Source organism: Curtobacterium sp. MCBD17_019 (assembly GCF_003234555.1).
GTDB lineage: Bacteria > Actinomycetota > Actinomycetes > Actinomycetales > Microbacteriaceae > Curtobacterium.
In genome coordinates, this window is sequence record NZ_QKTT01000007.1 from 136,265 (window position 1) to 158,148 (window position 21,884).

Consider the following 21,884-nt stretch of genomic DNA (forward strand, 5'->3'; position numbering starts at 1 on the left):
CTGCACCCGGGATCCGGCCGAGGCACGCACGACAGCCGGGTCGCCTACCGTTGGACCATGACCGATCCCAGCCCGGACGCGCTCCCGCACGTGCCGTTCGTCGAGGAAGCCGAGGAGGCCCGGGACGCGTCGGTCGCGCCGGCGCCGGTCCCGCCACCCGCGTGGCGCGGGTGGATCCACCTCGGGGCGTTCCCCGTCGCGGCCGCGCTCGGCATCGTGCTCGTCTGCCTGGCTGCGACCCCGGCGGCGAAGGCCGCGAGCGCCGTGTTCACGGCGGCGTCCCTCGTGCTGTTCGGTGTCTCGGCGACCTACCACCGGTTCCGGTGGAGCCCACGCGTCAAGGTCGTCCTCAAGCGGATCGACCACACGAACATCTTCTTGCTCATCGCCGGCACGTACACGCCCGTCGCGGTCTGTGCGCTCGGCGACCGCGACGCGACCGTGCTGCTCGTCGTGATGTGGAGCGGCGCGGCCCTCGGGATGGCGTTCCGGGTGTTCTGGGTCGGAGCCCCGCGCTGGCTCTACGTGCCGCTGTACGTCCTGCTCGGGTGCTCCGCGCTGTTCTACCTGCCGCAGCTGTTCGCCGCCGACACGGCGATGATGGTCCTCGTGCTGACGGGCGGGCTGGCGTACGTGCTCGGTGCGGCCGTGTACGGGTTCAAGCGACCCGACCCCGCGCCGCGCGTCTTCGGGTTCCACGAGGTGTTCCACGCCTTGACCGTCGTGGCGTTCGTCGCGCAGTGGGCGGGCGTGCTCGTCGTCGCGCTCCATCCGGTGCGCTGACCGCGATCCGGCCGGAGGCCTCAGCCGCGCTCGGTGTCGTCCCCGACGTCCGCGCGTCCGCCGTCACCGGTCCCGCGGACGTCACCACGGCCTCCCGGGCCCCGGCTGTCGTCCTGACCGCCGCGGCCGTCGAGGTCCCCGACGCCGTCGGCGTCCTCGCCCGGGAGCTCGCCGCGGGCCTCGGCCTCGAGCCGTTCCCGGATCTCCGACCGGTACCGGGTCCGGCGGATGCGCCGGGTCATGTCGACGACGAGCGCGATCGTCGCGACCGCGACGAGCGCGATGGCGACGAACCCCCACACGCCCGGCGTGACGTCGACGTCGGGGACCGTGGAGGCGGGCGTGGTCGGTGACGTGGCGGCCGCGAGCACGAGGGCCCCGGTCAGGACGGTGGCGCTCATCGGGCGGACTCCTCGTCGATCCCGGCGAACAGGTCGGTCTCCGGCAGCGTCGTCGGCACACGGGACTCGACGAGCTGGAAGTCCTCGGTCGGCCAGATGGCGGCGACGACGTCCGGGGGCCAGAAGAAGAAGCGGCTGTCGGTGGGCACCTGGCTGGCGTGGGCCCGCAGCGCGGCGTCACGCGCGGCCAGGTGCTCGGCCACGTGGACATGGGAGGTCGAGAGGTCCTCGCGCCCCTCGAACCGCTCGAGGAACGTCGCCATCTCGGCGAGCTCCGGCGCGTCCGGGTCGCGCTCGGCCATCGCCGCGTACATCGCGCGGAACCGATCCGGGTTGAACGTGCGCTCGTAGTAGAGCTTGTCGATGGTCCACGGGGCGCCCGCCTCGGGGTAGGCGGTCGGGTCGCCGGACGTGCGCCAGGCCTCCATCGCGATCTCGTGCGACCGGATGTGGTCCGGGTGCGGGTAGCCGCCGTTCTCGTCGTACGCGATCATGACGTGCGGACGGAAGCGCCGCACGATCCGGACGAGGACCGCCGCGCTCGTCGTGATCGGGACGGTCGCGAAGGTCCCCGGCCGCACCGTCTCGCCCTTCTCGGCGTCGGGGAGCCCCGAGTCGTGGTAGCCGAGCCAGACGTGGTCGATCCCGAGGGCCGCCTGGGCTGCCGCCATCTCCGTCCGTCGGTGTCCGGCCATGTCGCGGTGCGCCCGGCTGCGCGCGGGTTCCGGGAGCTGCTCGTTGAGGATGTCGCCCGCCTCACCACCCGTGCACGAGACGACGAGGACCTGAGCGCCCTCCGCCACGTACTTGGCGTACGTCGCGGCTCCCTTGCTCGACTCGTCGTCGGGATGGGCATGGACCGCGATGAGACGCAGGGGCACGACACTCCTCGATGCTGCCGGCGCTGGCCGGGCGGGCGAACCCCGCGAGGGGCCGGGTGAACTACCCTGGGACGAGGATAATCGTTCCAGGAGTCCATGCTGTCCGCTTCGCACACCCCCACGCCAGGCCTCGGATCCGCACAGGGATCGGCTGCAGCCGCCCTCGACGACCGCTACGGTCGCACCCCTGGGCGACGCCGACGGTCTGTCCTCGTCGCGGTCGCCGCGGCGATCGTCATCGTGGTCGTGTTCACGGTCTGGGTCATCTGGGCCGGTCCCGGCCAGACCGACCACGGCCTCGACTCCGAGGACGTCGGGTACCACGTGCAGTCGGACCGTGCGACGCTCGTGCACTCCCAGGTGTCCGTCGACCCCGGCAACCGCGTCGACTGCGCCGTGCAGGTGCTCGACAAGTCGTTCACCATCGTCGGGTGGAAGGTCGTCGACCTGCCGGCGAGCACCCAGCGCACGACCTCGATCGACACGGTCGTCAAGACGAGTTCCCGCGGTGTCACCGGCTTGATCAACACCTGCTGGATCCCTTAGTCTGCTCTGATTCGCCAAGCGAGACCGGCCCCTCCGGCCGGTCTCCTTTTTTTCGGCCGAAGGGAACACCCATGAGCAACGACACCCAGGTCACCTGGCTGACCCAGGAGGCGCACGACCGTCTCCAGGCGGAGCTCGAGCAGCTGCGCGGCCCCGCTCGCACCGAGATCGCGCAGCGCATCGAGGCCGCGCGCGAGGAGGGCGACCTCAAGGAGAACGGCGGCTACCACGCCGCGAAGGACGAGCAGGGCAAGATCGAGGCCCGCATCCGTCAGCTCACCGAGCTCCTCAAGCACGCCACGGTCGGCGAGGCCGACTTCGACGGCACGGTCGAGCCCGGCACGGTCGTCACGGCCACGATCGCGGGTGACGACTCGACGTTCCTCGTCGGCAACCGTGAGATCGTCGCCGACGGCGCCGACCTCACGGTCTACAGCCCGTCGAGCCCGGTCGGCGCCTCGATCATGGGGCTCCGTGCGGGCGACGCGACGAGCTACACCGCGCCGAACGGCAGAGAGATCGCCGTCACGGTGCAGAAGGTCGAGCGGTACGAGCCGTAGGCGGCTCCCCCGATCCACGTCGAACGCCCCCGTCGCTCCGCCGACGGGGGCGTTCGACGTCCCCGCATCTCCTCCCGCGAGATCGCACTCGTCGCCGCTCTGGCGCCTGCAGAGCGGCAACGAGTGCGATCTCGCGGGATTGGGGCAGGCAGGCGGGAGGGGCGGGACCGGTCCGCACCGGCCCTCCCGACCGTCGTCAGTGGCGGACGAGTGGACGGAACCCGGCCTCGCGCAGGCGCTCCGTGACCTCGGCCGCGTGCTCGGGCCCCCGGGCCTCGATGCTCAGCTCGAGCGCGACCTCGGTGATCTCGAGCCCCTGCCCGTGCCGCGTGTGCAGGACCTCGACGACGTTCGCACCGGCGTCCGAGATCACCTGCGACACGAGGGCGAGCTGCCCCGGGCGGTCGGGGAGCATGATCCGGATCGCCACGTAGCGCTGCGCCGCGACGAGACCGCGCGTGATCACGCGCTCCATCATGAGCGGATCGATGTTGCCACCGCTCAGCACCACCACGGTCCTACCGGAGTCGCGGATGGTCCCGGCCATGATCGCCGCCACACCCACCGCGCCGGCCGGCTCGACGACGAGCTTGGCGCGTTCGAGCAGCACGAGGAGCGCCCGGGCGACGTCGTCGTCGGCGACGGTGACGATCTCGTCGACCAGGTCGCGGACGAGCGGGAAGTTGAGCTCGCCGGGTCGGGCGACGGCGATCCCGTCGGCGATGGTCGGGGTGGTCGTGATGGTGGTCGGCGCACCCGCCTGGATCGACACCGGGTACGAGGCCGTGTTCGCCGACTGGACGCCGACGACTCGGATCGATCGCCCCTGCTGCCGCGCGATGCCCTTGACCGCGAGCGCGACACCGGAGACCAGGCCCCCGCCGCCGATCGGCACCACGACCGTGTCGACGTCCGGCACCTGGTCGACGATCTCGAGGCCGACGGTGCCCTGCCCGGCGATGATGTCCGGGTGGTCGAACGGCGGGATGAACACCGCGCCGGTCCGGGTGGCGAACTCCTGGGCAGCGGCCAGGGCCTCCTCGACGCTGTGGCCGTGGAGGACCGTGTCGGCGCCGTACTGCCGGGTCGCCTGCAGCTTCGGGAGCGCGACGCCGACGGGCATGAAGATCGTCGCCGGCACGCCGAGCTCACGAGCCGCCAGGGCGACCCCCTGCGCGTGGTTGCCAGCGCTCGCGGCGACGACGCCGCGCCGGCGCTCGTCGGCGTCGAGCGCCGCGAGCCGGTTGTACGCACCACGGATCTTGTACGCACCGGTGCGCTGCAGGTTCTCGCACTTGAGGTGCACGGCCGAGCCGAGGATCTCGCCGAGGAACTGCGATGTCTCCATCGGGGTGACGCGCGCCACACCCTCGACGACCACCCGTGCGGCCTCGACGTCGTCGAGGGTCGGGACCTGCGGCACGGTGCTGGGGATCGTCACCGGACCATCATCGCGTGTCGGCGCACGTCCCGCGACGGGTCACCGTCGCGGGACGACTCACTCGACGTCGACCGCGGTGCCCTTGTTGGCGGTCGGCTGCTTGTCACTGCCCGGTGCCGGCACGTCGTCGCCGATCTTGTGCCGGTGCCACCGCGACCGCGGGATGACCGTGGTGCCGTGCTCGGGCTTGGCGTCGCGCACGTGGTCGGAGTCCATGTACTTCCAGCGCCCCTGCGCGACGGTCGTGACCATCGAGTTGAGCACGGCGATGAGCGGCACGGCGAAGAACGCGCCGGCGATGCCGGCCAGACCGGAGAACGCCGTGACGCCGAGCACGACCGCGAGCGGGTGCACCTTGACCGCGTTGCCCATGACGAGCGGCTGGAGGATGTGGCCCTCGATCTGCTGCACGAGCAGGACGACGCCGATGACGAGCAAGGCTGCGACGGGGCCGTTGAAGATGAGCGCGACGAAGACCGCGAGGAAGCCGGTGACGATCGCGCCGACCACCGGCACGAACGCCCCGAGGAACACGAACACGGCGATCGGGATGACGAGCGGCAGCCCGCCGAAGAACAGGCCGACGAACCAGGAGCCGAACCCGATGCCCACCGCGTCGGCGAACGCGACGAAGATCTGCACGCGCACGAAGCTCGAGAGCGTGATCCAGCCGGCGACGCCCGCGCCGTCGACCGCCGCGCGGGCCTTGATCGGGAACACCCGAACCGACCATCGCCAGACGTTCTTGCCGTCGATGAGCAGGAAGATCACCGTGAACAGGATGACGAACAGGCCCTCGGCGACGTGCGTCAGGCTCGATCCGGCGCTCGCGACGCCCGACAGGATCGAACTCGAGTGCGCCTGGAGCCAGTTCGTGCCCTGGTCGAGGTAGCCCGAGATGTCCTTCTGCGTCACGCCGAGGCCCGCGCCCGCGATCAGGTCCTTGATGTTGTCGAACTGCGACAGCGTCTGCTTCTTGAGGGACGGGTAGGACGAGACGATCTGGCTCACGACGAGCCAGAGCAGTGCGGCGACCGCGGCGAGCCCGCCGATCAGGCTGATGACGATCGCCGCCCACTTGGGCACGTGGTGCCGCTGCATCCAGTTCGAGATCGGGATGAGGAACGCCGCGATCACGATGCCGACGAGGAACGGGATGAGGATCTCGCTGAACAGCGTCATCAGCCAGATGAAGAGCGCGATCACGCCCACGACGACGAGGATCCGCCAGCTGAACGCACCGGCGATCTGCATGCCGACGGGGACGTTGTCCTCGACGACCGACGCCGGATGCCGTCGCGACGGGACCTGCTCTCGACCTGTCCGCGCCTGCTCGCGACCCGCGGGGCGCGACAGCGCTGGTGCCGGCCGCGTCGTCCGGGCGTCCGGTTGCTTCTTCTTGCCCCATGCCATTGCGCCAGTGTATGAGCGCGTGCCCGTTCGTGTTCCGATCCCGGAATACGATGCGCGCGTTCCGGACGACCGGGAGGCGGCGGGCACGTCGGAGGCCGCCGGTAGCGTTGCGGGCATGGTCCGGACCGCACTCTCCGCCGCCCAGGCACGACGCGTCGCGCTCGGGGCACAGGGCATCGGCCGCGCGGTCCCGGAGGGCGCGGTGTCGAGCCGGACCATCCGCGCCCTCGTCGAGCGGCTGGGGCTCCTGCAGATCGACTCCGTGAACGTGTTCGAGCGGAGCCACTACCTCCCCGTCTTCGCCCGCCTCGGTGCGTACGACAAGGCCCTCCTCGACCGCATGACGATGACGAGGGGCGCCGCCCACCTGGAGTACTGGGCGCACGAGGCCGCGTTCATCCCCCGCACGAGCTGGCCGCTGTTCCGGTGGGCGATGGACACGCGGCGTGCGCGGGACCACGCCGACCACGACGGCTTCGCGGCCACCCACGCGCCACTCCTCCGGGAACTCCTCGCCGTGCTCCGCGCCGAGGGGCCCCTGCCCGCGAGCGCGGTGGAGCACGAGAGCAACGTGCGGCGAGGACCGTGGTGGGGCTGGAGCGACGTCAAGCGGGGGTTCGAGCACCTGTTCCGCTGGGGCGACGTCGTGAGCGCCGGGCGGAGCGGCTTCGAGCGCGTGTACGGCCTGCCGGACCAGGTGCTGTCGGCCGAGGTGCTCGACACGATCCCGGACGAGACCGACGCCGTCCGCACCCTCGTCGAGCGCTCGATCCGGGCCTCCGGCGTCGGGACGCTCGCGGACGTCGCGGACTACCACCGCCTCCGGTCGGACCGGACGCGGTCGGCGCTGCGCGACCTCGAGGACGCCGGGGTCGTCGTGCCCGTCGAGGTCGAGGGCTGGGGCCGCCCGGCGTGGATGCACGCCGACGCCACGGTCCCCCGCCGTGTCGAGGCCGACGCCGTGCTCAGCCCGTTCGACCCCGTCGTCTGGTTCCGGCCGCGCGCCGAGCGCGTCTTCGGGTTCCACTACCGGATCGAGATCTACACACCGGCCCCGAAGCGCGTGTACGGCTACTACGTGTTACCGGTCCTGCAGGACGACCAGGTCGTGGGCCGGGTCGACCTCAAGAGCGACCGCCAGCACGGTGTCCTCCGCGTCCGGACGGCATGGGAGGAACCCGGCCGACACCTCGATCCCGGGCGTCTCGGCGCACTGCTGCTCCGCACCGCGGACTGGCAGGGACTCGACGCCGTGGCGGTCACCGACCGGGGAACAGCGGCAGCGCGGCTCGCGGACGCTCTCGGTGTGCCGCTCGTGCCGCACGAGGCCGCGGACGACGCCGAGGCCGCGGACGACGCCGAGGCCGCGGACTCCCCACCGGACGGCCCCTGACGACCGCACCCGTCAGAACTGCACGCGCGGGGGTTCGGCGATCGCGGCGGGCTCCGCGGTCTCGAAGAACGGTGCCTCGCGGTACCCGCGGTTCCGCGCGACGGCGGAGCCCGGGAACACGCGGATCTTCGTGTTGAGCTCGCGGACGCTGCCGTTGTAGTAGCGGCGCGCCGACTGGATCTTGTCCTCGGTCGCGACGAGTTCCGACTGCAGCTGCAGGAACGCCTGGCTCGACTGCAGCTGTGGGTAGCCCTCGGCGATGGAGAACACGCGCTTGAGTGCCTTCTGCATGTGCCCCTCCGCCTCCGACGCAGCCGTGGCGTCGCCCGCGCTCAGCGTCTCGGCCCGGGCCTGCGTCACGGTCTCGAACAGACCGTTCTCGTGGGTGGCGTACCCACGGACGGTGTCGACGATCGTCGGGACGAGCTCGGCCCGCCGGTGGAACTGCGTCTCGATCTCGCTCCACGCCTGGTCGACCCGGCCCTTCAGTGCCACGAGCGACCTCGACGTGGCCCAGACGGCGATGCCGACGACCACCAGCACGACGACGACCACTCCGACGACGATGAGCGTCGTGACGAGACCGGTGTCCATGGCGAGTACTCCTTCTCCGCGACGGACACGCAGGCACATGTGTCCGTATCGACTATACGGGCGGCACCAGGAGCGCTCGGCCGCCGGGGTACTGGCTCTCGGCTGATTCCCGCGCACCGTTCGGCTGGTTCCCGGGCGCGTGGAGCCTTCGTCACGATTTCGCATCGGCTGGATCCGCCGAGCCGAGCGAGTGGTTGACGTCGGCCCGCGGGTGACCTCGAATGGGGGGCAGTGGATCAGGGAACACGAGCGGGCCGGGGGGTCGTCGGGTGGCCGGTCGTCCGTCGACCGCCCGCTCGGCGCCGACGCGCCCTGCGGGGGCGACGGGTCGCATTCGCCACCACGGTGCCGCTCGCCGTCGTCGTGGCCCTGCTCGCCGCGGCGGCTCCCGCACGCGCCGCCTCGCCCGACGCGACGGCACGTGCTCCGATCACCACCACCATGCCCCGGGCCGTGCCGACCCAGCCGGCGGGCGCACAGCAGGTGGCGCCGGCCGCCTCGGCGAGCCCGACCGCTCCGACGCCGGTCGCACCGTCGATCGACGACCAGTCGGCCATCACCACCGGAGCCGGCCGGTTCACGGGCCGCGGGACCCCGGACGACCGCGTGCGCGTCGCCGACCCGAGCACGCCCACGGCGTCGGTCTGCTCGACCACCGTGACCGGCGACGGGACGTGGGCGTGCACCGGACCGGTCCGCTCCGGGCCCCGTCAGGTCTTCACGGTCCTCGACACGACGCACGACGACCTGGTGCCCGACGACGCGGCACCCGTCGACGTCCTGACACCGCCGGTCGTCAGGGCGACGGGCCCGACGACCGGGGGCGTGACCGGCACGGGGTACCCCGGAGCGCGGGTGACGGTGGACGCCGGGAGTGGCTCAAGAACGGCCACGATCGCCTCCGACGGGTCCTGGTACGTCTCCTGGTCCGCCGGGCCCGACGCCCTGACGACGGGGACCTGGACGATGACGGCGACCCAGGCCGCGGATCCGGCGCTGGGGTTCGCCGCGACCGTGCGCAGCACGTCGTCGTCACCGGTGGCCGTCAGCGTCGACCGCACCGCGCCCGTCGCCCCGGTCCTCACGCGTCCCGCGGTCGGCACGCACGTCCGGGCGCAGCCGATCACCGTCGCGGGCACCGGCGAGACCGGCGACACGGTCACGGTGTACGTCGACGGCAATCCGGTGTGCCAGAGCGCGGTCACCGCGACCCGCTGGTCGTGCACCACGGCCGGATCGAGCATCCCGGACGGCACACGCAGCTTCGCGGCGGGACAGCGCGACGCGGCGGGGAACCTCTCGCCGGTGTCGGCCGGGCGCGCGGTGGTCGTCGGGGGCGCCCTGACCGACGCACCGAGCGGCGGTCCGACGTCGTCCGGCGGCGACGGGGGCGGCACGTCCGGCGCGGCGCCCTCGTCACCGCACGCGACGGGACGGGCCGAACCGGGCCTCCCGGGCGGTTCGGTCCGTGGTGGCCCCGGGTCCGGCGGATCCGGGTCCGGCGCGTCCGGGTCCGGTACGGGCGGGTCCGGTACGGGCGGCGGACCCGGTGGCGCGACCGGCGACGACGCGAGCGGTACCGGCGGTGGCGGTGCGGGCGCCCGACCCGACGACGCTTGGACGGCGGCGACCGCCTACGACGCACACGTGCCGAGCATCCCGGCGAGCGTCTCGCTGCGGACCCTCGTGCTGGTGCTCGTCGGGGTCGCCGCGTTCCTCGTGCTCGTCGCGGTGCCGCTCACACTGCTCGCCCGGTCCACCCGCGGCCGGTTCCGGTGGCGTCTCGCACGGTTGACCGGGCGGAACCGCCCCGTCGCCTCGACCGCCGAGGGCACGGGGGCGCTCCCGACGTGGGCCGCGGTGTCCGTGTCGGCCGGCGTCGCCAGCCTGCTGACGCTGTTCGCCACCGGCATCGCCGCGGAGCCGCGCTACGCCCGCCTCGCGATCGCGGTCGTCCTCGGGACCGCCGTGCTCGCGGTCGCCGTGGTGGTCGCCGCACGATGGAGCGCGGGACCGTCCCGCGACGCCGTCGTCGTCCGGGTCTCCCCGGCCCTCGTGATCGCGGCGCTCGTCGCGTGCCTCCTCACCCGGAGCGCGCACCTCGCACCCGCGGTGCTGCTCGGCGTGCTCATCGTCCCCTCGGTCGGCGTCGGTGGACGCGATCCGCTCCCGCACCGGCACGTCCGACGCCCGCGCAGGGTCGTCGCCCTGGGCACCGACGGGGTGAGCGCGAGGAGCGCGACCGTGCAGACGGGCGCGCTCCTCGCGCTCGCGGCGATCGGCTGGCTCCTGTGCAGCGTCAGCGCCGGAGCGGGGTTCTGGCACCAGTTGCTGTCCGAGTTCGCCACCACCCTCTGCGTCGGCGGCCTCGGGTCGGTCGTGACCACGCTCCTCCCCGTCGCCGGGTCGGCCGGCGCCGCACTGTGGGCGACGTCCCGCGCGCGCTACGCCGCCGTCGCGACCGTCCCCGTGGCGCTCGCGGTGGCCGTGTACTCGGGCTCGACCGGCACGCACCTGTCCCTCGCGACCGTCGGGGTCACCATGGGCGGCTGCGCCGCGGTGGCGGTCGCCGTCTGGACCTGGACCCGCGTCGTCGAGCCCGCCCTGCGCGACTGACGGGAGGCCCGACCGGCCCCCGCGGATCGACCCGCCCCGGCGGTCCCCCGCGATACGCTGACGGACGGTGCGCCGGAGCCCGCCGACGCGCCGACGAGCTGGAGCGACCATGAGCACCGACACCGACCGCACACCGGACACGACGACGCCGTACGACCCCACCCGCTTCCGCGGGGTGTTCGAGGGGCAGTACACCTACGCCAACGGCTTCGCCCGCAACGTGCACCGGTTCGCCGATCGGCCGGCCCTGCGCGATCCGTCCTCCGGACGCTCCTGGACCTACGCCGAGCTCGGCGACGCCGTCGACCGCGTCGGTGGGTGGCTCGTCCGGAACGGCGTCGGACGCGGTGCCGTCGTCATGGCGGAGCTGTTCAACGGTCCGGAGCTCGCGATCGCGTACCTGGCGTGCCACCGCATCGGCGCCGTGTTCTCGCCCACCAACTTCCGCCTGGCCCCCGCCGAGGTCGCGTACATCATCGACGACTCGGCACCGGTCGTGCTCCTCCACGACGCCGCGCGGACCGGGGACATGACCGACGCGCTCGCCACCGCCACCCACGCTCCCGCGCGGGTCGTGGTGGTCGGGGCCGACGGGACGTCCGCGGACACCGAGTCGTTCGAGACCCTGCTGGCGGCCGAGCCCGTCACGCACCTCGAACTCGCGGAGCGCGACGACGCACGGCCGCGGACCACCTACGACGAGACCACACGCCTGTACACGTCCGGCACGACCGGACGGCCGAAGCCCGTGCCGCTGCCGAGCCTCGTCGAGGTGCTCAGCGCACACGACGTCATCATGCACTTCCCGCTGACGCCGTTCGACAAGACGCTCAACATGTCGCCGCTGTTCCACCGGGGTGGCCTGTACTCCGGCGGCCCCAACCCCGTGTTCTACGTCGGAGCGGAGCTCACCACCCTCCGGCACTTCGACGCGGACGCAGTGCTCGACCTCGTCGAGTCCGAGCGGTTGACGTTCCTCATCGGCGCCCCGACGAACCTCGTCCAGCTCGCCGACGCGCAGGAACGCCACGCCCGGGATCTGTCGTCGCTCCACGGCATCGTCACGATGGGCGCTCCGCTCGACCGTGCCGCCGCGCTGCGGTTCCAGGAGCTGCTGACCCCGCGGATCTTCAACGGGTACGGCACCACCGAGACCTTCTGGAACACGTTCCTGCGGCCGGAGGACTTCCCCGACGGCGCTGGTTCCACCGGCCGTGCGTCCACCGACGACGACGTGGCGGTGGTCCAGGTGTACGCCGACCGCCTCGCCGATCCGACGGACACGGTCGCCAAGGACGGCACCGAGATCGGTGAGTTCGCGGTCCGCACCGTCAAGTCGGGCTACTCGTACCGGAACCCGCAGCTCGAGGACGAGAAGTTCTCGGACGGCTGGTTCTACCCGGGCGACCTCGCCACCTGGGACACTCAGGAGCGGGTGACGATCGTCGGGCGCAAGGACGACATGATCATCTCCGGTGGCGAGAACGTCCACCCGGTGCAGGTCGAGGCCGTGCTCGGGGAGCACCCCGGCGTCGCCGACTCGGTCGTCGTGGGCGTGCCCGACGAGCGGTGGGGCGAGCTCGTCACCGCCTACGTCGTCCGCAGGCCCGGCGACGGTCTGCCCGAGGACGACGCGGCAGCGGCAGCCGCGCTCGAGTCGTTCACCGGATCCCACCCCGCCCTCGCCCGCTACAAGCGCCCCCGGCTGTACCGGTTCGTCGACAGCATCCCCTACAACGCGACCGGCAAGAAGGTGCACTACGTCGCCAAGGCGACGGCGGCCGAGGACCACGCGGCCGGGCTGCTCATCGCGCCCTGACCCACTGCCCACCGGTCGGGAGGCGCGGGACCGGCTCGCCCCGCGCCTCCCGACCGCACCACTGACGGTGCTGCAGCCCCGCGTCTGGGTCAGCGGTGCGCTGGGACGTCCGCGCGTGGTGTCACGGAGGCACGCGTGCCGGTCAGCCGCGAGGGCGCCGTGAACAGCCAGGGGAACCGGAGCCGCTCGAGGACGATACCGAGCAGGATCGGACCGACGACGCCCGCGAGCGTGCCGACGACCACGTGGACGACCGGGTCCTGGACGCCGAGGTGCGACAGGACGATCCGGGTGCCCGACGCGAACGTGATGCTCGCGAGGAAGATCTCGAGCGTGCGGCGGCCGACCGCACCGACCCAGGTCAGCCACGACACGGCCGCGAGCAGCCGGGAGACCGCGATCACCGCCACGAGGCCGACCAGGGTCGTGAGCAGACCGAGCGCGACCGCCACCACCCCGTGGTGGTCGCCGGCACTCGGGGTCGGCGTGCCCTCGGTCGTGCCGAACACCAGGGCGACGAAGGCGACGGTCCCGACGAGCGCGACGACACCCACCACGGGGAGCCGCACGCGCGCGATGAGCTCGATCACGCGGCGCGCGCCGATGCACACGCCGAGGAAGAAGAACACCCAGATCCCGAGGCCCTGGACGAGGGCGACCCCCAGGTCCGTGCCCCAGCCCGCGATGCTCACGACGAGCGCCCCCACGATGCTGGCGATCATGACGGCACGGGACCGCCACGGGCGGACGAGCGCGGCCACCGTCGACACGGCCACGAGCCACGGCAGGAACCAGAGCTGCCCGTCCGGGTGCAGCAGGTCGAGTGTGCTCGTGATGCTCGTGGGCGAGTTCACGAGGGCGCCGGCAGCCAGTTTCACCACGCCCTGCACGAGCGACCACACGACGTAGACGTAGATGAACAGCACGTCGCGGCTGCGGAGGTACCGGCCGACGCCGTCACGATCGACGGCGCGAGCGACGAACAGGCCGCTGATGAACGCGAACACCGTCAGGTGCACGCTGTACAGGAGTCGGTCGGTGTCGATGTAGCCCACCGTGTGGCGGTCGAGGATGTGTGCGGACGCCAGTCCGCGCAGGACGTGGCCGAGCACGATCATGGTGATCGCGATGCCACGGGCGATGTCGAGGGTCGCGTCTCGGGTCGACGCGGTTCGGGTTCGGGTCGTCACGATCCGCAGCCTAGGGGGTGACGGGCCGTCGCGGGGGCGCCGGCGGTGTTCGGTGCCCCCGGAGGGATTCGAACCCTCAACTCGGCGATTTTAAGTCGCATGCCTCTGCCGTTGGGCCACGGGGGCGGCGCGGGCCAGCCGCGCACCGAGCGTTGCTCGGGAACGCGTTCCAGCCTAGATCGTCGGCACCCCGGACGCGGACGAGGCGGTCACCCCGTGGGGTGACCGCCTCGATCGTGGTCGATCCGCTGGCACGGACGGAGTCGGCTACTCCGCCTTGGCGCTGACCGGCGCCGACTCCGCGGCCGGCTCGGCGACGGGCTGGGCCGCGGCAGCGGCGTCGGCCTTCGGCGCAGCGGCCTTCTTGGCGGCCGGCTTGCGCGTGGTCGTCTTCGCGGCGGGCGCGGCGTCGTCCTTCTTGACGTCCTTCGAGACGTCGTCGGCGGGGGTCGCGTAGACCGGGCCCGACGCACCCTCGGGCGTGCCGGCCTCGGGCATCGGGGGCTTCGGGCGCGACGCGAACGTCTCGAACGCGGCACGCGGGGTCTCGCGGTCGTCGAGCGAGACGATGTCGCGGCCGAACATCGTGCCGGTGAGCCAGTCGCCGACCACGCGGACCTTGCGCTCCCACGACGGCATGGCCAGGCCGTGGTACCCGCGGTGCGCGCCCCAGGCGAGGAAGCCCTTCATCGCGAACTTGCCCGACTGGAACACACCGATGCCGAGGCCGAGGCCCGCCACCGCGCCGAGGTTCTCGTGCTTGTAGTCCTTCGGCTCCTCACCGCGGATGACCGCGACGAGGTTCTTCGCCAGCTGCTTGGCCTGGCGGACCGCGTGCTGGGCGTTCGGCACGCACATGCCGCCCACACCGCCGCCCGTGAGGTCCGGCACCGCCGCGACGTCACCGCAGGCCCAGGCGTCCGCGACGATCCCGTTGTCGTCCACGACACGGAGGTCCGGCTGCACACGGATGCGTCCGCGCGGCTCGAGCGGGAGGTCGGTGCCCTTGACCATCGGGTTCGCCATGACGCCCGCGGTCCAGATGATGAGGTCGGACTCGACGGTCTGGATCTCGCCCTCGTTCGGCTTGAGCTGGCAGACGCCGCCGACCGCCGAGGCGAGCTGCGTGTCGAGGTGGACCTCAGCGCCGCGCTCGGCGAGGTTCTTGAGGACCCAGTGGCTGGTCTCCAGGGAGACCTCGGGCATGATGCGCCCCATCGCCTCGACCAGGTGGAAGTGGGTCTCGTCGAACGAGATGGTCGGGTAGTTGCGGAGCAGGTTCGTGGCGAACGACCGCAGCTCGGCGAAGATCTCGATGCCGGCGAAGCCACCGCCGACGACCACGACGGTGAGGAGACGCTCGCGCTCCGGGCCGGCGGGCAGGTTCGCGGCCTTCGCGAAGTTCGTGAGGATCTTGTCGCGGATCGCGGCGGCTTCCTCGATGGTCTTGAGGCCGATGGCCTCCTCGGCGACGCCGGCGATCGGGAACGTGCGCGAGACGGCACCGGCGGTCATGACGAGCGTGTCGTAGGTCTCCTCCCACGGCTCACCGACCTGCGGCGTGATCGTCGCGGTCTTCGTGGCGTGGTCGACCTTGGTGACCTTGGCCGTGACGACACGCGTCTTGCCGAGGTGCCGACGGTGCGCGACCACCGCGTGCCGCGGCTCGATCGACCCGGCCGCGACCTCCGGCAGGAACGGCTGGTAGGTCATGTAGGGCAGCGGGTCCACCATCGTGACCTCGGCCTCGCCCGGGCGGAGCGCCTTCTCGAGCTTCCATGCTGTGTAGAAGCCGGCGTAGCCGCCGCCGACGATGAGGATCTTGGGCACGAGTGATGTCTCCTTGGATGGGGGTTTGCCGAGAGTTTACTCTCTGCCTCCGCCCACCCCGACTCCGCCGTCGTCCACCCCATCGTACGTCACGCAGGCGCACCGCTCGGGGCTCCAGGCCGCCCGTTCGAGCGCGAGGTCGCCGATCGGGTTCACGCCCGGCCCCGCGGCGAGGGCGTGCCCCACGAGCGCGTGCAGGCACTTCACCCGGTTCGGCATGCCGCCCGCGGTGACCCCCGCGATCTCCGCGACGGCCTCGATCGACTCGCGGTCCGCCAGGTACGCCTCGTGCGCGGCACGGTACGCGTCGGCCACGGACTGCTCCTCGAGGAGGGCCGCGAGCTCCGGCATCGCACCCGTCGCCTCGAGCGTCGACACCGCGGCCGTCGCCGCGGGGTGCGTCAGGTAGTACAGGGTCGGGAAGGGCGTGCCGTTCGACAACCGGGGCTGCGTCGCCACCACCGTCGGCGCACCGCACACGCAGCGCGCCGGGATGCCGATGACGTCACGCGCGGGACGCCCGAGCTGGGCCGAGACGACGGCGACGTCACGGGCGGTGGGCGGATCGAACGGAGGAGTTGCCACGGGACGGTGATCCTACCCGGTGCACGATCCGTCCTCGGGCCGTCCGGCGCTGGGTACCCGCAGGTCGGCGCACGATGCCCGCGCGATCAACGCCCGGTGCCCGTGCCCGCGGTCGCACCCGTGGTCGGCGTCCCACTGCCCGAGACGTCCGGGGCGACGAGCTCGGACGTCGTCTTCTCGGTCAGCCCGGACTCGAGCACCGACGACAACATCGCCTGCACCCAGTCGACCTTCGGCGTCTGGAGCTTCGTGCTCACGGGGGTGCCCGAGTCGGTCGTCACGGCACTGGTCGAGCCCGACGAGGACCCGCTCCCAGCGCCCATGACGAGGTAGCTCGTCTCGCCCGGGTACACGTACAGCAGGCGGTCGCGCGCCTGGGCCTCGATGTAGGCGGGGTCGTCCCACCGCGCCACGTCCCGCTTCTTCGTCGCGACGTCCGCACGCTGCGCGGCGACCTGCTGCTCCTTCTGCGCGATCTCCTGCTGCTGCTGGATCAGCGTCCGCAGCGACGGCGCGAGCACCACGACGAACAGCACGACGATGCCGAGCATGAGGACGCTGAAGCCCGAGAACCGGATGTTCCGGAACCAGGCGCCGGACGGACTCGTGGCCGCGGGCATCGCGATCGGCACGCGACGGACGCGGGGCTTCGTCGAGGGCATGGAGCGACGATAACCCGGGCGCCGGTCCGGTCGGGGCAGCGGCACGGTCCGGACCCGTCCCCCGATGCCACGCGCAACCGACCACCGAGGACGCCGGGCACTGCATCCCGCGCCCGTGCTCACGCCGGTGACTCCACTGAGGCGTCGTCCGCCGGCGGACACGCGGAACGGCCCCCGGGCCTCCCGGTCGGGAGGCCCAGGGGCCGGAGCCGGAGCGGCACCCGCTGGTCCGACGGTCCGGACCAGCGAGCGCGCGGCTCACAGGTGGGCGCTGCGCGGGAACGAGCTGCGGCCGGCGTAGACGGCGGCGTCGCCCAGTTCCTCCTCGATCCGGAGGAGCTGGTTGTACTTGGCGACGCGGTCCGAGCGGGCCGGCGCACCGGTCTTGATCTGGCCGCCGTCCACCGCGACCGCGATGTCGGCGATCGTCGTGTCCTCGGTCTCGCCCGAGCGGTGGGACAGGATCGCGGTCATGCCGCTGCGCTGTGCGAGCGCCACGGCGTCGAGGGTCTCGGTCAGGGTGCCGATCTGGTTCACCTTGACGAGGATCGAGTTCGCCGCCCGCTCCTGGATCCCCTTGGCGAGGCGCTTCGGGTTCGTCACGAAGAGGTCGTCACCGACGATCTGCACCTTCGACCCGAGCTCGGCGGTGAAGTGCGTCCAGCCCTCCCAGTCGTCCTCGGCGAGCGGGTCCTCGATGGTGACGAGGGGGTAGTTGCCGACGAGGTCCACGAAGTACTGCGTGAACTCCTCGCTCGAGAGCTGCCCGCCCTCGAACGCGTACGTGCCGTCGGCGTAGAACTCCGTCGAGGCGACGTCGAGGCCGAGCGCGATGTCCTTGCCGGGGGTGAACCCGGCCTTCTCGATCGCGGCGACGAGGAAGTCGAGCGCGGCACGGTTCGAAGCGAGCTCCGGGGCGAACCCGCCCTCGTCGCCGAGGCCGGTGGCGAGCCCCTGCTTCTTCAGCTCGCCCTTGAGCGCGTGGTAGGTCTCGACGCCCCACCGGAGGGCCTCGGAGAAGGACGACGCGCCGTAGGGCACGAGGAAGAACTCCTGGATGTCGACGTTCGTGTCGGCGTGGGCACCACCGTTGACGACGTTCATGAGCGGCACGGGCAGGGTGTGCGCGTTCGGGCCGCCGAGGTAGCGGAACAGGGGCAGGTCGGCGGAGTCCGCCGCGGCGCGGGCGACCGCGAGCGAGGCGCCGAGGATCGCGTTCGCGCCGAGGCGGGACTTGTTCTCGGTGCCGTCGAGCTCGATGAGCGCCGCGTCCACGAGACGCTGGTCGGTGGCGTCGAAGCCCTCGAGCGCCGGGCCGATCTCGTCGAGGACACCCTCGACGGCCTTGAGCACGCCCTTGCCGCCGTAGCGTCCGGCGTCGCCGTCACGCAGCTCGTAGGCCTCGAACGCGCCGGTCGAGGCGCCGGACGGGACCAGGGCGCGCGAGACCACGCCGTCGTCGAGGAGCACCTCGACCTCGACGGTCGGGTTGCCTCGGGAATCGAGGACTTCGCGTGCTCCAACGGCATCGATCACGGCCACGGGGTACTCCTAACAAGCGGTAGTGGTGGTTGGACGAATCCGGGACCGATCCTAGCGAGCGGGGTCACTCGAGCGGTCGGAAGGCGAGGTCCTCGAGGGTGCTGTCGGTGTCCACCGTCGCGAAGGCGGTGAACCCCGCGGCGGCGAGCCCGGCCAACAGGTTCTTCATGTTCTTGGTCCGGCGTTCGAGGCGCACCCGGGCGTGGCCGGCCAGGACCTCCTGCTTGAGCGCGGCGAGGCGGGCGGGCGGGACATCGCGGTCGTGGACGAGCACGACGGCGTCGGCGGTGGCGTCCTCGGGCAGCGTCACGAGGTCGACGAGGCGCTCGAACCCGAGCGAGAAGCCGACCGCGGGGACGTCCTGGCCGAGGAAGCGCCCGATCATGCCGTCGTACCGCCCACCACCGCCGAGGCTGTACCCGAAGTCGGGGTGCGCGACCTCGAAGATGGTGCCCGTGTAGTACCCCATGCCCCGGACGAGCGTCGGGTCGAACTGCAGTCGCACGCCGGGCAGGGCCGCACGCAGGGCCTGCAGGTCCCCGAACGCCTCGGCGTCGAGCCAGTCGGCGCCCACGACGCTGTCCCAGTCGGCCGTCGCGAGGTCGCGCAGCACGGCCTCGAGCTCGGAGGCGTCGTGTCCGGCCAGCCCCGGCAGTGCCACGAGTTCGCGCGCGACGCCGTCGGGGCCGATCTTGTCGAGCTTGTCGACGACGACGAGGGCGGCGTCGGCATCGGGCCCGTCGACGCCCCACGAGCCGAGCAGCGCCACGAGGATCCGCCGGTCGTTGACGCGGATGGTGGTCCCGGTGATGCCGAGGGCGTCCACGGCGTCGGTCGTCGCGCGGATGAGCTCGATCTCGGCGAGCGGCCCGGCCTCACCGAGGATGTCGATGTCGCACTGCACGAACTGCCGGTAGCGGCCCTTCTGCGGACGCTCCGCGCGCCAGACGGGCGCGATCTGCACGGACCGGAACACCGTCGGCAGCTCGGAGCGGTGGCTCGCGTAGAACCGGGCGAGCGGGACCGTGAGGTCGAACCGGAGTCCGAGGTCGGCCAGGTCGAGCGGCGCCTCGGCGACGCGGAGGTCCTCGACGGTGAGCCCCCGACGCATCACGGCGAAGGCCAGCTTCTCGTTGTCGCCGCCGAGGCCCGCGTGCAGCCGCGAGGCGTCCTCGACGACGGGGGTCTCGATCTCGTCGAAGCCGTGGCGCGTGTACACGCCACGGATCACGCCGAGCACGTGGTCACGGCGCGCCTTCTCGGCTGGGAGGAAGTCCCGCATCCCGCGGGGAGCCGTCACGACAGTCGCCATGGCCCCATCTTCGCAGAGCGCTTGCCGCCGCGCCGTCGGCGATGATATGCTGTATTCCAGTCGATCACCGCTCCACTGATCCATCACGGTGGTCGATCGTCCGCCCTCGTGGCGGGCCGCGGGGGGCCAGTGCTGCGGACTCCCGCGTCCGGCGTGGCGGCTGCGTGCCGCGGTCGCCGCGCGGAGGGCGCCCTCCTTTTCGGGTTGGGAGGGCGCCCTCACCTCGTCGTGTCGCCATGCGTCCGACGCCCGGGCCCCAGGTCGCGCTCGGAGCCCCGCTGCACTCAGCGCGACCGCTCGCGCTCCGTCGCGCGGCCAGCCGCCTCGAGCGCGACGACCGCAGCGCGGAGGCTCGCCACCGGGTCGACGCCGTCCGCCCGGGCCGCCCCGATCCGGTCGAGGAGCTCACCGCCCCACGCGGGATCGACGGCACCGTGACCGTCCGAGCCGTCGGTCACCCCGGGCGTACGGTCCTGCCGAGCGGCATCCGCGACGGCCTGCGCGAGGGGCACGGCACCGAGGCCGTGCTCGTCGATCCGCTCGAGGAGCTTCACGGACCGCTCGAGTGGCGGCATCGCCCGGGGCACGCCGTCGAACACGCTCGTGCGCGCTGCCTTCTCGGCCGACTTCGCCGCGCGCCACACCCGGACCACGTCGGCGAACGTCTCCGCGTGCTCGTCGCCGAACACGTGCGGATGGCGGCGGACCATCTTCTCGCGGGCGTGCTCGGCGACGTCGGCGAGCGTGAAGGCCCCGCGACGCTCGGCGATCCCCGCGTGGAGCACGACCTGGTACAGCACGTCGCCGAGCTCCTCGCGGATCTCGACGTCGTCGTCCACGTCGATCGCGTCGACGAGCTCGTACGACTCCTCGACCGCGTACGCCGCCAGGCTCCGGTGGGTCTGCGCGCGGTTCCACACGCAGCCGTCCGGCGCGAGCAAGCAATCGACCACCGCGGCGAGGGCCTGGACGGCTGCGGCTCGGTCGGCGGGGTCGGCCTGGTCCTCCTGATGCGGGGTCATGCTCCATCGTCGCACCGACGCTCGCCCAGCACGGCGGTCCCCGGCGGTAGGCTGACCGGGGCGTGTCGGGAAGTCTGGTCGACGGACCATCGACCGACCCCAACGAGACGGAGTCACCGTGCCCGCCATCGTCCGCTCCGAGCGCTTCAGCGCCGTCGCCCTGCTCACCGCCGCGGTCCTCGGACTCGCCGCCGCGAACTCCCCCCTCGGGCCAGGACTCGAGCACCTGCTGGCGCTCCACACACCCTGGTCCGCGGTCGGACTCGACCTGTCGATCGCACACTGGGTCAGCGACGGGCTGCTCGTCGCGTTCTTCCTGCTCATCGCGATCGAGCTCAAGCACGAGCTGACGATCGGGCAGCTGTCGGATCCCCGGACCGCGATCGTGCCCGCGATCGCCGCCGTCGGGGGTGTCGTCGTGCCGGCGGTGCTCTACCTGGCGGTCGCGCAGGGCACCGGGCTCGAACACGGCTGGCCGATCCCCACCGCGACCGACATCGCGTTCGCACTCGGGATCCTCGCGATCTTCGGTCGCGGGCTGCCGTCACGCCTCCGGGTGTTCCTCCTGGCGCTCGCGGTGCTCGACGACCTCATCGCGATCGTCATCATCGCGATCGTCTTCGCGCACGGCACCGACCTGGGACTCCTCGGGCTGGCGGTCGTGGCCCTCGCGGCGTTCGCGGTGCTGGCCCGGTCCCTGCGCCGCGTCGGGCGTGCCCGGCCGGCGATCGTGGTCGGCCTCGTCGTGCTCGGCGTCGTCACGTGGTGGCTCGTCCTGCACTCGGGGGTCCACGCGACGATCGCCGGGGTGGCACTCGGGCTGGTGCTCCCCCGGCGCGCCGGGCACACGGTCCGGCACGCTGTCGAACCCTGGTCGAACGGGGTCGTCCTGCCGGTGTTCGCGTTCACCTCGGCCGCGGTCGCCGTGCCCGCGGTGGGGTTCGGTGCGCTGTCGCCGGCGTTCTGGGCGATCGTGCTCGCACTCCCGGTGGGCAAGGTCGTCGGCATCACGCTCTTCGGCGGGGTCGCGACCCAGGTGTTCCGGCATCCTGAGCGCCCGACGTTGTCGCTCTCGGCGGTCGCGACCGTCGGCGTCCTCGGCGGGGTCGGGTTCACCGTCTCGCTGCTCATGAACGAACTCGCGTTCGTGCGCACGCCGCGGGTCGCGGACCAGGGCACGCTCGCGGTCCTCGTCGGCTCGGGCGTCGCGATGGTGGCGTCGGCCGTCGTCGTCGCGCTCGGGGCACGCCGTGCGCGGTCCGAGCGCGCGGCCGCTCCGGGCGCGCCCTGACCA

General features: G+C 72.4%; 19 protein-coding genes and 1 tRNA gene. 7 read left to right on the forward strand and 13 right to left on the reverse strand.

Annotation, left to right across the window (positions count from 1 at the left end; all coding sequences use genetic code 11):
- Positions 1 to 57 precede the first annotated feature (57 nt).
- Entirely contained in the window at positions 58 to 783 is a 726-nt protein-coding gene (locus DEI82_RS08780; RefSeq protein ID WP_111036522.1) for a hemolysin III family protein, read from the forward strand.
- A 20-nt stretch (positions 784 to 803) separates the two neighbouring features.
- On the opposite strand, the gene DEI82_RS16520 is transcribed toward DEI82_RS08780, so the two are convergent.
- Both DEI82_RS16520 and mca read right to left on the reverse strand, forming a co-directional pair.
- Complete coding sequence (locus tag DEI82_RS16520; protein WP_309146644.1) at positions 804 to 1,184, reverse strand: hypothetical protein; 381 nt, start codon at positions 1,182 to 1,184, stop codon at positions 804 to 806.
- On the reverse strand, positions 1,181 to 2,065 hold the full coding sequence (gene mca, locus DEI82_RS08790; protein WP_181434886.1) for a mycothiol conjugate amidase Mca: 885 nt from the start codon (positions 2,063 to 2,065) through the stop codon (positions 1,181 to 1,183). Before mca ends, DEI82_RS16520 begins: the two co-directional genes overlap by 4 nt.
- A gap of 96 nt (positions 2,066 to 2,161) precedes the next feature.
- Between mca and DEI82_RS08795 the strand changes: the two genes are divergently transcribed.
- Together DEI82_RS08795 and greA are read left to right on the forward strand one after the other, a co-directional pair.
- On the forward strand, positions 2,162 to 2,611 hold the full coding sequence (locus tag DEI82_RS08795) for a DUF4307 domain-containing protein (protein ID WP_111010901.1): 450 nt from the start codon (positions 2,162 to 2,164) through the stop codon (positions 2,609 to 2,611).
- A 71-nt stretch (positions 2,612 to 2,682) separates the two neighbouring features.
- Positions 2,683 to 3,171: a transcription elongation factor GreA gene (gene greA, locus DEI82_RS08800; RefSeq protein WP_111010902.1), complete on the forward strand. Its 489-nt coding sequence runs from the start codon at positions 2,683 to 2,685 to the stop codon at positions 3,169 to 3,171.
- A 196-nt stretch (positions 3,172 to 3,367) separates the two neighbouring features.
- Here greA and ilvA read toward each other — a convergent pair whose 3' ends face one another.
- On the reverse strand, positions 3,368 to 4,612 hold the full coding sequence (gene ilvA, locus DEI82_RS08805; protein ID WP_111036523.1) for a threonine ammonia-lyase: 1,245 nt from the start codon (positions 4,610 to 4,612) through the stop codon (positions 3,368 to 3,370).
- A gap of 57 nt (positions 4,613 to 4,669) precedes the next feature.
- Positions 4,670 to 6,025: an AI-2E family transporter gene (locus tag DEI82_RS08810; RefSeq protein ID WP_258372015.1), complete on the reverse strand. Its 1,356-nt coding sequence runs from the start codon at positions 6,023 to 6,025 to the stop codon at positions 4,670 to 4,672.
- A gap of 115 nt (positions 6,026 to 6,140) precedes the next feature.
- Between DEI82_RS08810 and DEI82_RS08815 the strand changes: the two genes are divergently transcribed.
- Positions 6,141 to 7,418 (forward strand): winged helix-turn-helix domain-containing protein, encoded by a 1,278-nt coding sequence (locus tag DEI82_RS08815; protein ID WP_111036524.1) that lies wholly within the window; start codon positions 6,141 to 6,143, stop codon positions 7,416 to 7,418.
- A gap of 12 nt (positions 7,419 to 7,430) precedes the next feature.
- Here the strand turns inward: DEI82_RS08815 and DEI82_RS08820 are convergent, their stop codons facing one another.
- Positions 7,431 to 8,012: a LemA family protein gene (locus DEI82_RS08820; protein ID WP_111011421.1), complete on the reverse strand. Its 582-nt coding sequence runs from the start codon at positions 8,010 to 8,012 to the stop codon at positions 7,431 to 7,433.
- A gap of 231 nt (positions 8,013 to 8,243) precedes the next feature.
- Here DEI82_RS08820 and DEI82_RS08825 point away from each other — a divergent pair, with 231 nt between their 5' ends.
- Both DEI82_RS08825 and DEI82_RS08830 read left to right on the forward strand, forming a co-directional pair.
- On the forward strand, positions 8,244 to 10,628 hold the full coding sequence (locus DEI82_RS08825; protein ID WP_146242872.1) for a hypothetical protein: 2,385 nt from the start codon (positions 8,244 to 8,246) through the stop codon (positions 10,626 to 10,628).
- A gap of 109 nt (positions 10,629 to 10,737) precedes the next feature.
- Positions 10,738 to 12,447: a class I adenylate-forming enzyme family protein gene (locus tag DEI82_RS08830; protein WP_111036526.1), complete on the forward strand. Its 1,710-nt coding sequence runs from the start codon at positions 10,738 to 10,740 to the stop codon at positions 12,445 to 12,447.
- An 89-nt stretch (positions 12,448 to 12,536) separates the two neighbouring features.
- Here the strand turns inward: DEI82_RS08830 and DEI82_RS08835 are convergent, their stop codons facing one another.
- The 8 genes from DEI82_RS08835 to DEI82_RS08870 form a co-directional block, all read right to left on the reverse strand.
- Positions 12,537 to 13,637, reverse strand: a complete 1,101-nt coding sequence (locus tag DEI82_RS08835) for an acyltransferase (RefSeq protein WP_111036527.1) — start codon at positions 13,635 to 13,637, stop codon at positions 12,537 to 12,539.
- A 53-nt stretch (positions 13,638 to 13,690) separates the two neighbouring features.
- Positions 13,691 to 13,763: transfer RNA gene (locus DEI82_RS08840), tRNA-Leu, on the reverse strand.
- 141 nt (positions 13,764 to 13,904) lie between these two features.
- The gene (locus DEI82_RS08845) at positions 13,905 to 15,467 is read right to left on the reverse strand and encodes an NAD(P)/FAD-dependent oxidoreductase (RefSeq protein WP_111027639.1); all 1,563 of its coding nucleotides are present in this window, start codon (positions 15,465 to 15,467) and stop codon (positions 13,905 to 13,907) included.
- 36 nt (positions 15,468 to 15,503) lie between these two features.
- The gene (locus DEI82_RS08850) at positions 15,504 to 16,052 is read right to left on the reverse strand and encodes a DUF501 domain-containing protein (RefSeq protein WP_111036528.1); all 549 of its coding nucleotides are present in this window, start codon (positions 16,050 to 16,052) and stop codon (positions 15,504 to 15,506) included.
- Positions 16,053 to 16,138: 86 nt separating this feature from the next.
- Positions 16,139 to 16,714: a septum formation initiator family protein gene (locus tag DEI82_RS08855; protein WP_111036529.1), complete on the reverse strand. Its 576-nt coding sequence runs from the start codon at positions 16,712 to 16,714 to the stop codon at positions 16,139 to 16,141.
- 258 nt (positions 16,715 to 16,972) lie between these two features.
- Positions 16,973 to 18,256: a phosphopyruvate hydratase gene (gene eno, locus DEI82_RS08860; protein WP_111011429.1), complete on the reverse strand. Its 1,284-nt coding sequence runs from the start codon at positions 18,254 to 18,256 to the stop codon at positions 16,973 to 16,975.
- A gap of 64 nt (positions 18,257 to 18,320) precedes the next feature.
- Complete coding sequence (gene hisS / locus DEI82_RS08865; RefSeq protein ID WP_111036530.1) at positions 18,321 to 19,568, reverse strand: histidine--tRNA ligase; 1,248 nt, start codon at positions 19,566 to 19,568, stop codon at positions 18,321 to 18,323.
- A 284-nt stretch (positions 19,569 to 19,852) separates the two neighbouring features.
- Positions 19,853 to 20,590 (reverse strand): MazG nucleotide pyrophosphohydrolase domain-containing protein, encoded by a 738-nt coding sequence (locus tag DEI82_RS08870; protein WP_181435161.1) that lies wholly within the window; start codon positions 20,588 to 20,590, stop codon positions 19,853 to 19,855.
- Positions 20,591 to 20,708: 118 nt separating this feature from the next.
- Here DEI82_RS08870 and DEI82_RS08875 point away from each other — a divergent pair, with 118 nt between their 5' ends.
- Positions 20,709 to 21,881 (forward strand): Na+/H+ antiporter NhaA, encoded by a 1,173-nt coding sequence (locus tag DEI82_RS08875; protein ID WP_111036531.1) that lies wholly within the window; start codon positions 20,709 to 20,711, stop codon positions 21,879 to 21,881.
- The last annotated feature ends 3 nt before the right edge of the window (positions 21,882 to 21,884 follow it).